Annotated in this window: 6 protein-coding genes and 1 tRNA gene; 5 read left to right on the top strand and 2 right to left on the bottom strand. The window is 42.9% G+C overall.

All coding sequences use genetic code 11. The annotated features are described in order from the left end of the window. On the top strand, nucleotides 1-99 hold the full coding sequence (locus ACPFYS_RS00005; RefSeq protein ID WP_427896807.1) for a type II toxin-antitoxin system YafQ family toxin: 99 nt from the start codon (nucleotides 1-3) through the stop codon (nucleotides 97-99). A 442-nt stretch (nucleotides 100-541) separates the two neighbouring features. Here ACPFYS_RS00005 and ACPFYS_RS00010 read toward each other — a convergent pair whose 3' ends face one another. Next, a complete protein-coding gene (locus ACPFYS_RS00010) occupies nucleotides 542-7816 on the bottom strand; it encodes a hypothetical protein (protein WP_427876718.1) in 7275 nt (2424 codons plus the stop codon). Continuing rightward, entirely contained in the window at nucleotides 7798-9174 is a 1377-nt protein-coding gene (locus ACPFYS_RS00015) for a hypothetical protein (protein ID WP_427876720.1), read from the bottom strand. Before ACPFYS_RS00015 ends, ACPFYS_RS00010 begins: the two co-directional genes overlap by 19 nt. A gap of 632 nt (nucleotides 9175-9806) precedes the next feature. On the opposite strand from ACPFYS_RS00015, the gene pyk reads away from it, so the two are divergent. From pyk to ACPFYS_RS00035, 4 genes are all read left to right on the top strand, one after another. After that, a complete protein-coding gene (pyk, locus tag ACPFYS_RS00020; protein ID WP_427876722.1) occupies nucleotides 9807-11246 on the top strand; it encodes a pyruvate kinase in 1440 nt (479 codons plus the stop codon). A 232-nt stretch (nucleotides 11247-11478) separates the two neighbouring features. Further along, nucleotides 11479-11552: transfer RNA gene (locus tag ACPFYS_RS00025), tRNA-Leu, on the top strand. A gap of 279 nt (nucleotides 11553-11831) precedes the next feature. Further along, nucleotides 11832-13376: an alpha-amylase gene (locus ACPFYS_RS00030; RefSeq protein ID WP_427877685.1), complete on the top strand. Its 1545-nt coding sequence runs from the start codon at nucleotides 11832-11834 to the stop codon at nucleotides 13374-13376. A 257-nt stretch (nucleotides 13377-13633) separates the two neighbouring features. After that, the gene (locus ACPFYS_RS00035) at nucleotides 13634-16288 is read left to right on the top strand and encodes a VWA domain-containing protein (RefSeq protein ID WP_427876724.1); all 2655 of its coding nucleotides are present in this window, start codon (nucleotides 13634-13636) and stop codon (nucleotides 16286-16288) included. Nucleotides 16289-16359: the final 71 nt, after the last annotated feature.

Raw genomic sequence — 16359 nt, forward strand, 5'->3', positions numbered from 1 at the left:
ATTGAACCAGATTGGCTTTTAGTTTATGAAATTAAGAATGAAGTTCTTGTTTTGATGTTATATAGGCTTGGTACACATTCAGAATTGTTTAAGAAATAAAATAATACATTTTTAAATTTACAGCTTTTATTGCTAAAGGGTTTAATGTGAAGCGGCTTTAAGCTGGTTCTTGGCGATTTTTGAGTGTGTTTTGGCTGTTTGGGGAAACATGTCGACGGTGTAGGGTTGAGTGCACAGGATGTTAACGTTAAAAGGTGCACACACTTTGCACCCAGCCGTTTATGTGGGGAAGTGTGGTTTAAGAGCAATTTTTATATTGCAGTTCCGTCAAAAATTGTTTTTATTAATTTTATTATCGTTTATTTGAATATATTCAAAGATGGTTTTTCTTAAATAAGATATGTTTTGAATCACAATACAAGAGTTTGTATGTGTAAGTGAGCAGTGATATAGAAAAAGGAGCTGGGTTTGTGGCTCAGCTCCTTTTTCTAATTATTTTCAATTATTGGTTCACTTTTGTTTAATTTTGTAGGTGAACTTTTTACTCGCGATTCTTCTTGCGAGAGAAGAATGCTGCTGCAGCTCCCAGTACACCAATCATTGCGCTGATCAATCCTGCTCGTTCCACTTCAGCACCAGTCTTTACTAATTGGGACGAATGCTTTGCAGGAACCTTGTTGCCAGACTTAGTAGATGCGTTGGAACCTGAAGCACCAGTGGATGCATTACCAGCTTTGCTGTTGCCAGCATTACCGGTTTCAGTGTTACCAGCGTTGTTAGCATTATCAGCGCTACTTGATTCATTGGTGCTATTTTGAGCGCCGGAATCTGTAGAGCTGCTACCACCAGTAGTAGATCCGCTATCTGAACCGCCATTATTAGACGTGGAATCGTTACCCGAATCAGAACCAGAACCTGTTCCAGAACCAGAATTTCCGTTGTTGTTTCCGGCGTTACCAGTGGCTTCGTCGGAAGTGTTGTTACCGTTCTTATCTTTAGCGGTTACTTTACTACCGTCTTTGATTTTGTTTGCTGGAATAGTGACTTTACCATCGTTTTCGTTAACGGTTACGCCTTCTGGAGTGTTTCCATCAATCTTCCACTTGCCGTCAGTGCCTTTCTTGACAGTGATGGTCTTCGTGGTGGTTTCACCTTCTGGCGTATAAGTGATTTCCAGGGTATCAGTACCGTCTGCTGGAGTGATCGTGGCTGAGCCTTGATCGCTTCCGCTTGTTGGGGTAGTGATGGTTGGAGCAGCTGGCTTCTTTGTTTCAGGAGTGGTTGATGGGTTGGTTCCTGTTTGGCCAGTGGCTTCGTCGGAAGTGTTGTTACCGTTCTTATCTTTAGCGGTTACTTTACTACCGTCTTTGATTTTGTTTGCTGGAATAGTGACTTTACCATCGTTTTCGTTAACGGTTACGCCTTCTGGAGTGTTTCCATCAATCTTCCACTTGCCGTCAGTGCCTTTCTTGACAGTGATGGTCTTCGTGGTGGTTTCACCTTCTGGCGTATAAGTGATTTCCAGGGTATCAGTACCGTCTGCTGGAGTGATCGTGGCTGAGCCTTGATCGCTTCCGCTTGTTGGGGTAGTGATGGTTGGAGCAGCTGGCTTCTTTGTTTCAGGAGTGGTTGATGGGTTGGTTCCTGTTTGGCCAGTGGCTTCGTCGGAAGTGTTGTTACCGTTCTTATCTTTAGCGGTTACTTTACTACCGTCTTTGATTTTGTTTGCTGGAATAGTGACTTTACCATCGTTTTCGTTAACGGTTACGCCTTCTGGAGTGTTTCCATCAATCTTCCACTTGCCGTCAGTGCCTTTCTTGACAGTGATGGTCTTCGTGGTGGTTTCACCTTCTGGCGTATAAGTGATTTCCAGGGTATCAGTACCGTCTGCTGGAGTGATCGTGGCTGAGCCTTGATCGCTTCCGCTTGTTGGGGTAGTGATGGTTGGAGCAGCTGGCTTCTTTGTTTCAGGAGTGGTTGATGGGTTGGTTCCTGTTTGGCCAGTGGCTTCGTCGGAAGTGTTGTTACCGTTCTTATCTTTAGCGGTTACTTTACTACCGTCTTTGATTTTGTTTGCTGGAATAGTGACTTTACCATCGTTTTCGTTAACGGTTACGCCTTCTGGAGTGTTTCCATCAATCTTCCACTTGCCGTCAGTGCCTTTCTTGACAGTGATGGTCTTCGTGGTGGTTTCACCTTCTGGCGTATAAGTGATTTCCAGGGTATCAGTACCGTCTGCTGGAGTGATCGTGGCTGAGCCTTGATCGCTTCCGCTTGTTGGGGTAGTGATGGTTGGAGCAGCTGGCTTCTTTGTTTCAGGAGTGGTTGATGGGTTGGTTCCTGTTTGGCCAGTGGCTTCGTCGGAAGTGTTGTTACCGTTCTTATCTTTAGCGGTTACTTTACTACCGTCTTTGATTTTGTTTGCTGGAATAGTGACTTTACCATCGTTTTCGTTAACGGTTACGCCTTCTGGAGTGTTTCCATCAATCTTCCACTTGCCGTCAGTGCCTTTCTTGACAGTGATGGTCTTCGTGGTGGTTTCACCTTCTGGCGTATAAGTGATTTCCAGGGTATCAGTACCGTCTGCTGGAGTGATCGTGGCTGAGCCTTGATCGCTTCCGCTTGTTGGGGTAGTGATGGTTGGAGCAGCTGGCTTCTTTGTTTCAGGAGTGGTTGATGGGTTGGTTCCTGTTTGGCCAGTGGCTTCGTCGGAAGTGTTGTTACCGTTCTTATCTTTAGCGGTTACTTTACTACCGTCTTTGATTTTGTTTGCTGGAATAGTGACTTTACCATCGTTTTCGTTAACGGTTACGCCTTCTGGAGTGTTTCCATCAATCTTCCACTTGCCGTCAGTGCCTTTCTTGACAGTGATGGTCTTCGTGGTGGTTTCACCTTCTGGCGTATAAGTGATTTCCAGGGTATCAGTACCGTCTGCTGGAGTGATCGTGGCTGAGCCTTGATCGCTTCCGCTTGTTGGGGTAGTGATGGTTGGAGCAGCTGGCTTCTTTGTTTCAGGAGTGGTTGATGGGTTGGTTCCTGTTTGGCCAGTGGCTTCGTCGGAAGTGTTGTTACCGTTCTTATCTTTAGCGGTTACTTTACTACCGTCTTTGATTTTGTTTGCTGGAATAGTGACTTTACCATCGTTTTCGTTAACGGTTACGCCTTCTGGAGTGTTTCCATCAATCTTCCACTTGCCGTCAGTGCCTTTCTTGACAGTGATGGTCTTCGTGGTGGTTTCACCTTCTGGCGTATAAGTGATTTCCAGGGTATCAGTACCGTCTGCTGGAGTGATCGTGGCTGAGCCTTGATCGCTTCCGCTTGTTGGGGTAGTGATGGTTGGAGCAGCTGGCTTCTTTGTTTCAGGAGTGGTTGATGGGTTGGTTCCTGTTTGGCCAGTGGCTTCGTCGGAAGTGTTGTTACCGTTCTTATCTTTAGCGGTTACTTTACTACCGTCTTTGATTTTGTTTGCTGGAATAGTGACTTTACCATCGTTTTCGTTAACGGTTACGCCTTCTGGAGTGTTTCCATCAATCTTCCACTTGCCGTCAGTGCCTTTCTTGACAGTGATGGTCTTCGTGGTGGTTTCACCTTCTGGCGTATAAGTGATTTCCAGGGTATCAGTACCGTCTGCTGGAGTGATCGTGGCTGAGCCTTGATCGCTTCCGCTTGTTGGGGTAGTGATGGTTGGAGCAGCTGGCTTCTTTGTTTCAGGAGTGGTTGATGGGTTGGTTCCTGTTTGGCCAGTGGCTTCGTCGGAAGTGTTGTTACCGTTCTTATCTTTAGCGGTTACTTTACTACCGTCTTTGATTTTGTTTGCTGGAATAGTGACTTTACCATCGTTTTCGTTAACGGTTACGCCTTCTGGAGTGTTTCCATCAATCTTCCACTTGCCGTCAGTGCCTTTCTTGACAGTGATGGTCTTCGTGGTGGTTTCACCTTCTGGCGTATAAGTGATTTCCAGGGTATCAGTACCGTCTGCTGGAGTGATCGTGGCTGAGCCTTGATCGCTTCCGCTTGTTGGGGTAGTGATGGTTGGAGCAGCTGGCTTCTTTGTTTCAGGAGTGGTTGATGGGTTGGTTCCTGTTTGGCCAGTGGCTTCGTCGGAAGTGTTGTTACCGTTCTTATCTTTAGCGGTTACTTTACTACCGTCTTTGATTTTGTTTGCTGGAATAGTGACTTTACCATCGTTTTCGTTAACGGTTACGCCTTCTGGAGTGTTTCCATCAATCTTCCACTTGCCGTCAGTGCCTTTCTTGACAGTGATGGTCTTCGTGGTGGTTTCACCTTCTGGCGTATAAGTGATTTCCAGGGTATCAGTACCGTCTGCTGGAGTGATCGTGGCTGAGCCTTGATCGCTTCCGCTTGTTGGGGTAGTGATGGTTGGAGCAGCTGGCTTCTTTGTTTCAGGAGTGGTTGATGGGTTGGTTCCTGTTTGGCCAGTGGCTTCGTCGGAAGTGTTGTTACCGTTCTTATCTTTAGCGGTTACTTTACTACCGTCTTTGATTTTGTTTGCTGGAATAGTGACTTTACCATCGTTTTCGTTAACGGTTACGCCTTCTGGAGTGTTTCCATCAATCTTCCACTTGCCGTCAGTGCCTTTCTTGACAGTGATGGTCTTCGTGGTGGTTTCACCTTCTGGCGTATAAGTGATTTCCAGGGTATCAGTACCGTCTGCTGGAGTGATCGTGGCTGAGCCTTGATCGCTTCCGCTTGTTGGGGTAGTGATGGTTGGAGCAGCTGGCTTCTTTGTTTCAGGAGTGGTTGATGGGTTGGTTCCTGTTTGGCCAGTGGCTTCGTCGGAAGTGTTGTTACCGTTCTTATCTTTAGCGGTTACTTTACTACCGTCTTTGATTTTGTTTGCTGGAATAGTGACTTTACCATCGTTTTCGTTAACGGTTACGCCTTCTGGAGTGTTTCCATCAATCTTCCACTTGCCGTCAGTGCCTTTCTTGACAGTGATGGTCTTCGTGGTGGTTTCACCTTCTGGCGTATAAGTGATTTCCAGGGTATCAGTACCGTCTGCTGGAGTGATCGTGGCTGAGCCTTGATCGCTTCCGCTTGTTGGGGTAGTGATGGTTGGAGCAGCTGGCTTCTTTGTTTCAGGAGTGGTTGATGGGTTGGTTCCTGTTTGGCCAGTGGCTTCGTCGGAAGTGTTGTTACCGTTCTTATCTTTAGCGGTTACTTTACTACCGTCTTTGATTTTGTTTGCTGGAATAGTGACTTTACCATCGTTTTCGTTAACGGTTACGCCTTCTGGAGTGTTTCCATCAATCTTCCACTTGCCGTCAGTGCCTTTCTTGACAGTGATGGTCTTCGTGGTGGTTTCACCTTCTGGCGTATAAGTGATTTCCAGGGTATCAGTACCGTCTGCTGGAGTGATCGTGGCTGAGCCTTGATCGCTTCCGCTTGTTGGGGTAGTGATGGTTGGAGCAGCTGGCTTCTTTGTTTCAGGAGTGGTTGATGGGTTGGTTCCTGTTTGGCCAGTGGCTTCGTCGGAAGTGTTGTTACCGTTCTTATCTTTAGCGGTTACTTTACTACCGTCTTTGATTTTGTTTGCTGGAATAGTGACTTTACCATCGTTTTCGTTAACGGTTACGCCTTCTGGAGTGTTTCCATCAATCTTCCACTTGCCGTCAGTGCCTTTCTTGACAGTGATGGTCTTCGTGGTGGTTTCACCTTCTGGCGTATAAGTGATTTCCAGGGTATCAGTACCGTCTGCTGGAGTGATCGTGGCTGAGCCTTGATCGCTTCCGCTTGTTGGGGTAGTGATGGTTGGAGCAGCTGGCTTCTTTGTTTCAGGAGTGGTTGATGGGTTGGTTCCTGTTTGGCCAGTGGCTTCGTCGGAAGTGTTGTTACCGTTCTTATCTTTAGCGGTTACTTTACTACCGTCTTTGATTTTGTTTGCTGGAATAGTGACTTTACCATCGTTTTCGTTAACGGTTACGCCTTCTGGAGTGTTTCCATCAATCTTCCACTTGCCGTCAGTGCCTTTCTTGACAGTGATGGTCTTCGTGGTGGTTTCACCTTCTGGCGTATAAGTGATTTCCAGGGTATCAGTACCGTCTGCTGGAGTGATCGTGGCTGAGCCTTGATCGCTTCCGCTTGTTGGGGTAGTGATGGTTGGAGCAGCTGGCTTCTTTGTTTCAGGAGTGGTTGATGGGTTGGTTCCTGTTTGGCCAGTGGCTTCGTCGGAAGTGTTGTTACCGTTCTTATCTTTAGCGGTTACTTTACTACCGTCTTTGATTTTGTTTGCTGGAATAGTGACTTTACCATCGTTTTCGTTAACGGTTACGCCTTCTGGAGTGTTTCCATCAATCTTCCACTTGCCGTCAGTGCCTTTCTTGACAGTGATGGTCTTCGTGGTGGTTTCACCTTCTGGCGTATAAGTGATTTCCAGGGTATCAGTACCGTCTGCTGGAGTGATCGTGGCTGAGCCTTGATCGCTTCCGCTTGTTGGGGTAGTGATGGTTGGAGCAGCTGGCTTCTTTGTTTCAGGAGTGGTTGATGGGTTGGTTCCTGTTTGGCCAGTGGCTTCGTCGGAAGTGTTGTTACCGTTCTTATCTTTAGCGGTTACTTTACTACCGTCTTTGATTTTGTTTGCTGGAATAGTGACTTTACCATCGTTTTCGTTAACGGTTACGCCTTCTGGAGTGTTTCCATCAATCTTCCACTTGCCGTCAGTGCCTTTCTTGACAGTGATGGTCTTCGTGGTGGTTTCACCTTCTGGCGTATAAGTGATTTCCAGAGTATCAGTACCGTCTGCTGGAGTGATCGTGGCTGAGCCTTGATCGCTTCCGCTTGTTGGGGTAGTGATGGTTGGAGCAGCTGGCTTCACGGTTATGGTTAGAGTTGCGGTGCCGGTTTTTCCTGCCGAGTCGGTTACAGTGAAGGTTAGGGTATGTGTGCCAACTTCCTTCGGCTGCATATTCGTAACAGTAAGATCCAACACTTGTTCCTGATCAGTGTCAGTGGTTTTTGAAACACTTGCACGACCACTAGTGATATCAGTATCTTGAAGCAGCTTGGCGCCCGTTAATGCCTGTATATAGTTGATTTCTTCAACCTTCACATCATCTGTAGCAACAATGTGAATCTTCAGATCTTGCCCAACTGTTACAGGCGATGAAGTAGCGGTAACAGTGATAGTTGGGGCCTTAGTATCCTTAGGCGCAGTAGCTTGTCTTGTATCACTTTTTTCTGAAGTTAGTTCAAATCCTGGAATTGTTGTTTTAGGACCCTTTTTATCAGGCTTCTTTACAGTCGTTGTTGCATACACGTCGCCTTCAGGAATTCCATCCTTAACAGTAATCTCCGCTTTACCATCCTTAATCGTTGTAGTAGAGCCGATTTCCTTGTTATCTTTACCAAACAGTTTAACTGTTGTAATAGTGCCTTCAGGAATACCGCTTCCAACAGATACTGTTACTTTCTGCCCTTTCTTTCCAGCAAGATTAGTCAGATCAGTTTCGATAACTGGCTTCTTTGGTTTAACATTGATGGTTACAACTGGTTTTGTTATACTCGTGGAATTATCGGAGTATGTTCCCTTAATACCATGGGTAAATACGCCAACTGTATCAGTTTTTGGAGCACTGCCGTTCCACTTTAAGGTTGGATTCTGTTTAAGCTTGTCTTTGTCTGTAATCTCAACAAGTTTTGTCAATTCCGGTAATTTATCACCAACGGTAACATTAATGGTTTTACCGGTAATAGGATGTTCTTCAGCAAGTGTTTTAGTAACTGTGATTTTAACTTTGCGTGTGGTAACGTTGCCAGAGCCATCCTCGGAAGTAATAGTTACTTCCTTGCCGTCCATTTTTTAGCAACTTTGATGTTGCCTGCTGAAAGCGGCTTACTTTCGCTTCCAACACCTCGCTTGGTTATAGGTTTGTCTTTTAAACCAGAAATACTAAACTTCTCAATATAACCCTTGTTATCGGTGGTAGTGAAGCTTAGTTTATCGCCTTCCTTGAGTTCAATGGTCTTGGTGTCGTCGGTTATTTCATTGCCATTGTAATAAATTTTTGGCGCTATGCTGTCATCCTTGTGACGTTTTAAGTTTTTTTCATCAGATTCTGGATCTCGTCCAGAAAGCCACACGTAGGATGAGCTTGTTGTGCTTCCATATGTTGCAGAATCTGCCCAAGTCCAAGCATTATGTATATTAGCGTACTTTTCATCATACGTCGTAGCGTTTTCGTTAATCGCTGTACTGTTAAGCTTTACTGCGGCATGCATATGGAATGCAAGATTTACTTCTGAAGTTTGAATACCTATTCCATAATTCTTGCTACTATATGGGTTCGCTCGGTAAGTTGCTTTACCAATAGCGTAATCCTGATAATTTCCATGGAATAGCTTCTTCATATCTTCTTCATATTGTATATCGCTTCCCTGATTCGGTCCTAAACTATAATGGAATCTTGAAGGTTTTCCTACACCGAAGTTCTTCTCGTTATCGCTAAGTAAGTTTATAGATGTTGACTGATTGTCTACTTTTTCAAAATTGGAAGAATCGCGCGAAAGAGTAAGGTTCATCTTGCGTTTTCTTTTGTCGTTTTTTAATTTATCTTTAAGTTTGTAAGCGTCAAAACGTAAGTCGCGAATTGTGTCGCTCTTATACGAACCATCAGAATTTAATTCAGCAATTTGATACGGTACTTGCCATATATACCACTGCCTCTTTGAATTTGTTACCATCGATTGAGCATCATTGTTGAAGAATACGTCGAACACGAGATATTTAGCACCATTTATTGTTTCGATATGTGCATACATATCCGTTTTTTTAATCAGAGTATTGTACTCATCGCTACCATGTTCGTTGGAATTAATTATCTTATTGTCTTTCTTTTCATCATTAGTAGAACGATAGCGCTGGAACTCAAGAATATTAGGAGTTTTAAGCCATTCTGGATTGTTAACAACCACATCAGCTTCACGATCTTGATACACAGGATCGGCAGCTTTCGTGAGACTTTTAGCTGTTGTAGTGTATGTTGGTGTAATAATTGTGTTTGCTGTAACAGCCATTGCAGGCTGGCTGCCTAAGCAGGTTGCTGCTGTCAACAAAGCAGCCATTGTTGCTAACGGAAGAGTGTGTACTTTGTGTGCAGAACGCTTTCTAGAAGATTTTGATGATGATGTATGTTTTGAAGGATTAGCGGTAGTCATAACAATCTCCTTAATTTTCCCTAATCTTTAACGAATTTCCAAACAAATAAATAGAACGAATTCTATGACAAATCTCTCCAATGCCAGTAATAAAACTCTCTATTTAAACGGATCTATTTAAAATTCTATCATTTTTGTTATTTTTCATAATATTTTTTAGTTTGAAATTAGTTTAGACTGTAAAATTTACTACGGGGGGGGGGTGCTCTAAATGAAAATTTTTTGCTAAATGTTATAACATCATATATTTTTCGAAAATTTCTTATTATTTTCGTAATCTGTTATACGTCTTATGGTGTGTCGAAGATATGTGATTGGGTATTTTCTAAACAAATGTTTATTAGTGTTTGAAATGTCATGACCATCGTTTGAAGCTACCGAGCGTTAGAAAGTATATACTCTAGTTTCTTAATTCTTGGATACGATGCAATTTGCTCGACGAAATACGCGATCTAAAGAAAGAGTTGCGTCAAATGGATGCGGCTAATAAGTGATACTAATAAGTGATGCTAATAAATAGTTTCGTGACTCTTGTGAGTTTCGCGTATAGGTCACAATTTGCTGGTACACTAGACACGGAAATTGGGTATTACCCATAAAAAATAAACAAACAAGGAAATAGGCAAAACATTATGAGAAAAGCCAAAATCGTTGATACTATCGGACCAGCTACCGAATCGTTGGAAGGCATTACCAAGCTCGTTGAAGCGGGTATGGATGTTGCTCGTCTTAACCGTTCGCACGGCACTCCTGAGGATCATTTGCGCGTGTACAACAATGTGCGTGCTGCATCTAAGTCTACTGGCCGTAATGTAGCTGCCCTTGTTGATTTGCAAGGTCCAAAGATTCGTTGCGGTTGGTTCAAGAAGAACGCTGAGGGCGAAGATAAGGTTTATTTGGAAGAAGGCCAAGAGTTCGTCATTACTACTGATGATATCGAGGGTGATGAGCATCGCACTTCTACCACATTTAAGGGCTTGCCAGGTGATTGCCATGCAGGTGATCCAATTCTTATTGATGATGGTAAGGTTCGTCTTGAGGTAACCAAGGTTGAAGGAAACAACGTTCATACTAAGGTTGTTGTTGCAGGTCCAGTTTCCAGCCACAAGGGTATTAATCTTCCAGGTGTTGCCGTGTCTCTTCCAGCTTTGACTGAGAAGGATGAGGCTGATCTTCGTTGGGCAATCCGTACTGGTGCTGACATTATTGCAATGTCCTTCGTACGTTTTGCAAGCGATATTGATCGTGCTCATGAAATTATGGACGAAGAAGGTCGTCGTATTCCGATCGTTGCTAAGATTGAAAAGCCACAGGCTGTTGAGAACTTGGAAGAGATCGTGAAGACCTTCGATGGCATTATGGTTGCTCGTGGTGATATGGCTGTAGAAATGCCACTCGAGCAGGTTCCGCTTGTTACAAAGCGTTGCATCGAGCTTTCTCGTCGTTATGCAAAGCCAGTAATCGTTGCTACTGAAGTTCTTGGAACTATGGTTAATTCTCCTGTTCCAACTCGTGCAGAGGCTTCTGATTGCGCTAATGCTGTTCTCGATGGTGCTGACGCAACAATGACTTCTAACGAAACTGCTGTTGGTAAGTATCCAGATGTAACTGTTCAGACTATGTCTCGCATTTCTCAGTATGCTACTGAAAATGGTTACGATCGTATCCCAACAGTTGAGCTTGATATGTCTTGCACTGGCGCTGTGTCTTCTGCTGCAGTAGATTTGGCTGAAAAGTTAAATGCTAAGGCTATCATTGCTTACACTCAGACCGGTTGCACTGTTCATCGCATTTCTCGTGAACGTCCAGCTGCTCCAATCTACGGTTTGACTAATAACGAGCATACTTATCACTGGCTTGCTTTGAGCTGGGGCACTGAAGGCTTCCTTATCGATGAGGATTATCACAATATGAATCGTCATGAGCTTATGACTTTCACTGACAAGGTTCTTCGTGAAGCTGGTAAGGTTGCTGACGGCGACAAGATCGTTGTCTTGAGCACTGCTCAGGGTGAGCGTCAGGCTGGTCGCACAGATTCCATCTACGTACACACTGTAGGTGCTTGCGACTAATTTTGCAGCTTACTTTGCTAATAAGTTACGTTTATATTAGTTTTTCTAATTCGTAACTTGTGCGGCTTATGTTTAGATTATTTATTGCGCGCTTCCTGCTTAATGCGGGTTGCGCGCAATATCTTGTTCTAAACATTTATTTGCGACACGCTCAAAATATGCTAAGTATTTGCATATTGTTCAAAGTGTGGTATAGTCAACAAGTCGCGCAAAAACGCGGAAAATTTAAAATGCCCCTGTATCCCAATTGGTAGAGGAAACAGCCTCAAAATCTGTGCAGTGTGAGTTCGAGTCTCACCGGGGGCACGTGCACAACGTCACTTAGCTTGCTGAGTGGCGTTTTTCTATATTTTTCAGATTTATGCGAGCATAAAGTATTATAATTATCCATAGTGTGACTGTTGCGAGTAATACTCTGCTTTGTCTTGCTTGAAAGGAACGAAGATGATCCGTCGTGCAAAATCTGCTATTAATTTAACGGTAGTAAAATCTAAATGCTTACGAGTCGGAAGCATGTGTGTGCGTAATCTATTTTCTACAGTCTGCGCATTGCTTTCTGCAGTAGCAACAATAGTTATGAGCGTAATGTTCATAGCACCAACACATGCTTCGGCATCATCTGGTATAAATGGTCTACCTCCTAAAGGCGTTATAGTTACTGCTTTTCAACAAAATTGGCGTAGTGTTGCTAAAGAATGTAAAGAAACGTATGGACCCGAAGGTGTGAAGTATGTGCAAGTTTCTCCTCCTGAAGATCATATAAAAGGTAAAGCTTGGTGGACTTCATATCAGCCTGTGAGTTATTCGCTTAATTCTAAACTCGGTACTGAAAAAGAATTTAAGAAGATGGTTACTACTTGCAAGGCTTCTGGTGTTGGAATTATTGTAGATGCGGTTATTAACCATACTACTGGTTTTGATAATAAAGACACTGTTGGCGTTGGTGGAAGTAAGTATGATGCTGCTGCTCAAAGTTATCCGGATGCAGGATATACGAAGGATGATTTTCATCAAATAGATAGAAATATTTATACGTATAATAAGGCTGAAGTTGTGTGGAATTATCGTCTTGTTGGTTTGCTTGATTTGGATACTTCTAAGCCTCATGTGCAGCAAATTCTTGGAAAATATTTTGCGAAGCTTCTTAAAATTGGAGTGGCAGGTTTTCGAGTTGATGCTGTAAAACATATGTCTCCAAAAGATGTTGAAGGTATTAAAGCTGCTGCAGCTAAGGAAGCTGGTACTACACCGGATAAGATCTGGTGGATGCAAGAAACTATTGGTGATACAAATGGTGCTAAAGAAGATCAACCTGATAAATATCTTAAAACGGGTGAAGTTGATGAATTTAATTATTCGTACCGTTTGCGTAATTATTTCTACGGCTCAATAGAGAATTTGCACCATATTACAGACAGTTTAATTCCAAACGATAAGGCTGCGATATTTGTTACTAATTGGGATACTGAGCGTGATGGTGATACTAAAACGCTTAGCTATAAAGATGGTACTAAATATGAACTTGCTAATGCTTTTATGCTAGCGTACCCGTATGGTACTCCTAATGTTTATTCTGGATACAAGTTTTCTTCTAGAGACGAAGGTGCTCCTGGCGCAACGGAGACTTCTATTCCTGATGTTAGTTGTTCTAAAGAATCAACTTGGCAGTGTACTCAGCGTTTAACTTCGATTCGTGGAATGATTGGATTCTACAATGCTGTTAAGGGTACAAAAGTAACAAATTGGCAGGATGACAATGATAATAACATTGCTTTTAGCCGTGGTAATAAAGGTTTTTTGGCTATTAATAATACGGAAAAACCTAAATATGTAAGCTATAAAACAGATTTACCTGATGGTGAGTATTGCAACGTTTATGTATCACGGAATTGCAGTAAAACAGTACGCGTAGATAATGGAAAAGTTGAAACCACTATTCCTGCAAATTCTGCTATAGCTTTGCACTCTAATGCTGTTAAAAGCTTGGGCAGTTCGTTATTAAGCAGTTCTCGTAAGTACATGGTTGTGATTGTCTGCTCAATTGTTTTTGTTCTGTGCGTTCTCGCTATTGGAGTAAGAGCAAAGTTAAGAATGAAAAAAATTAAATCAGATCTTAAGGAGAACGTTTAAAATTTTTTAAGATTGTTGATTCTTTGGTTTTGCTGCTCTTGCTTAGTTGTGAGAGCAGCTTTTTATTTAATTAAGTTTCGTTTTAGGCGTGATATTTTTCTTTATTATTTTGATTAATCTACAGTGTTTTTACTAACTTTTGATAAGTGTTGGATAGTTTTTCTATAAAAGTATATAATCTTGTGAGAGAGTGTGTTTTTAAGCCTGTATGAGTTTGATTGCTTATACGAATATGCTCGTTAGGGAAAGAGTTTCGCATGTATTGTCCTAATTGTGGAGCACGCATTGATAACAATATGCAATTTTGCTCAGAATGTGGTAGTCCTGTTCAGGCTGTGAATGATTCTGCTCAGCAACAGTCTTTGCAGGAGACGAAAGTTATGCCGGTTCAGGAAACTCAGGTTATGCCGGTTCAAGAGACGCAGGTTATGCCTACTCAGCAATCGTCTCAAGAAGCTTATACTCAAGTATTTAATCAGCAAAATGGTCAGTATACTTCTCAGTCGGCAGTTTCTCAGCCAAATCAAGCTATAGGAAATGCTGATATTGCAGAGACTCAGATGCTGCGAACAACACCGCAAGGTAATAGCGGTGTAGTTAATCCTGCTTCTCAAATGATGCCTCCTCAGGCAAATGCTGGTGGGAATTTCGGTTTGCCAGCTGGTAAACCTAATTTAGAGCAGAATTTTGTTAATCCAGAATATTCTATGAATCCTCAATTTGCTGGTAATGCTGTTAACAATGCTAGTAATGCTACTGGCATGTCTGAAGCTGCTGGAGTTTCAGAGGATGCTGAAGCTGCTGATAGTGCAGCTGAATCTGGAGGACTTGCAAAAGGTTTTATTGGTGGTGCTGCAGCTGGAGCTAGTGGTTTTGTCGCTGGTGCTGCAAGTGCCATGTTAAGTGGTTCTGCTGGCGCTGCAGGAAATGCTGCTGCTGGCGCTGCTGCTGGCGCTGCAGGAAATGCTGCTGGTAATATTGCTGGGGCGGCTGGGGCTGCTGCTGCAACTGGACATGCTGCGTCTGCAGCTGGAAATGTTGCTTCTGCAGCCGGGCATGTTGCTGCTGCAACTGGGCATGCGGCTGGTTCTGCTATTAAGTCTGTTGCTGATGGAATGTCAAGAGGATCAAGAGGTGCTTCCACTTCTGCACGTAACATAAATAATGGCTTAAGTGGATCTTCTAGTGGCTCTCCTGTTTCAAATGGAGGAGTCCCTGGCAGAATACCTAACGTCGGTGGTGCTACTACAGGTGCTACTGGTGGTGCTCCTACAGGTGCTCCTAATGTGAATCCTGGCGGAACATACGGTGGATCAAATGCTGGTTTTTATGGCGGTCCATATGGCGGAGCTCCTAATCAAATGAGAGTGCCAGGAGGAGCAGGTAATTTTAATGGAGGAATTCCTTCAGGCTATGGGCCAAATCCTTACGATAAAGAAGCAAGTTCTCGTAGATTAAGAAATACTATTATTGCAATAATTGCAGCAATTGCAGTAATACTTGCTAGCTTGGGCGCGTTTGTATGGTACCGAATGAGTCAAAGCAAGACGAGTTCGGATGTTCAAGGAATTAGCTATAAAACTTTACGAGCTGATTTAATGAAATCAAAGAAGTACAAGGATTATACAGTGAAAATAGTGGATGCGGATGTTTCGCATTATCCTCACGTAAAGCTGTACTTCTCGCTTACTGATAAAAACGGTAAAGCTTTGGAAATTAATTCTCCTACAGCCGCAATCAAAGAGAAGATCGGCGGTGGTCGTGAAGCGGAGCGTGTAATACGTAAAGTTGAACGAATTAAAGATAAACAGAGCGTTAACTACGAAATTGTGTTAGATAAATCTGGTTCCATGGATTCATCTATGAACACTATGCAAGAGACTATGAGTGACTTTGTGCGAACTCTTAACTACAAGAGGGGAGATAAAGCTGAGCTTATATCGTTTGATAATTACATCATGTATATGGCAACATACACTAATGATAAGGATCGTTTATTAAACGGTATTAACAGCATATCTGCAGATGGAGGTACAGCTTTGTACGACGCCTTGTACACTGGCGTTACAAATGCTGCAAACCATGAAGGTTTTAACTGCGTTATAGCTTTTACTGATGGTGAAGATAATGCAAGCCGTCATTCTGCAGACGATGTTATTGAGTTAGCTAAAACAAATAACATACCTGTTTACTTAATTGGCACGAGTGATGCTGATTCCAGTATTTTGCAGAATATTGCTAATAAAACAAACGGTTACTTCTGGGATATTAACTCTATTTCAGATATGAATGATATTTTGAAGCGCATCAAAGTAAACCAAGATAACGTTTATTGCCTTGAATATGATTCGGATTCCGGTTCTGATCCTTACAGTGATCGAGTTATTTCTGCTTTAGTTGCTGATTCTAAGGACCATACTTCTGGTGGTATTGGTGACGATTTGTCGTTTAAGCCAGCAAAGAAGAAATACAGCAAAAATAAGTCAAATAAGACTGATCTTGTAATGCATAAAGAAGATGCCACATGGACTCAGGCAAATAACTCTTGCATGAAGGATGGCGGCTTATTGGCTACTGCAAGTACTAAAGAAAAGGAGCAGAAGCTTATAGACTTAGCCGAAAAAGAAGGTATAAAGTACGTTTGGATTGGCGGTTATACCTCTGAACGAAGTGACGGAGGAATATTTGCTCATTGGGCAACCGGCGAAGATATGGGTTATGAGAATTGGATGCCTGGAGAGCCAAGTCACACAGATAAAGATGGTGAACCTGAAATGTATATGATGCTGTGGAAGGTTGACGATCAGTGGTCGTGGAACGATCAGCGAGATAATCTGTTTAGTACGCCATATTTGCAGAAAACATTTAGCGGTAAAACAGGTTATGTGTGTGAGGTTAATAAGACTAACTAATAAATCTACGTTTTACGTGTAATGCGAATAAGTGGTGATATTAGTTCGTTGTAAAATATATTTTCTGCTTG

Source organism: Gardnerella sp. 2492 (assembly GCF_050320365.1).
Lineage (GTDB): Bacteria > Actinomycetota > Actinomycetes > Actinomycetales > Bifidobacteriaceae > Bifidobacterium.

Excerpts from the sequence above, each read along its gene's own strand:
- pyk (WP_427876722.1), top strand. The coding sequence starts at position 9,807 with ATGAGAAAAGCCAAAATCGTTGATACTATCGGACCAGCTACCGAATCG.
- ACPFYS_RS00030 (WP_427877685.1), top strand. The coding sequence starts at position 11,832 with ATGTTCATAGCACCAACACATGCTTCGGCATCATCTGGTATAAATGGT.
- ACPFYS_RS00015 (WP_427876720.1), bottom strand. The coding sequence starts at position 9,174 with ATGACTACCGCTAATCCTTCAAAACATACATCATCATCAAAATCTTCT.
- ACPFYS_RS00035 (WP_427876724.1), top strand. The coding sequence starts at position 13,634 with ATGTATTGTCCTAATTGTGGAGCACGCATTGATAACAATATGCAATTT.
- ACPFYS_RS00010 (WP_427876718.1), bottom strand. The coding sequence starts at position 7,816 with ATGGACGGCAAGGAAGTAACTATTACTTCCGAGGATGGCTCTGGCAAC.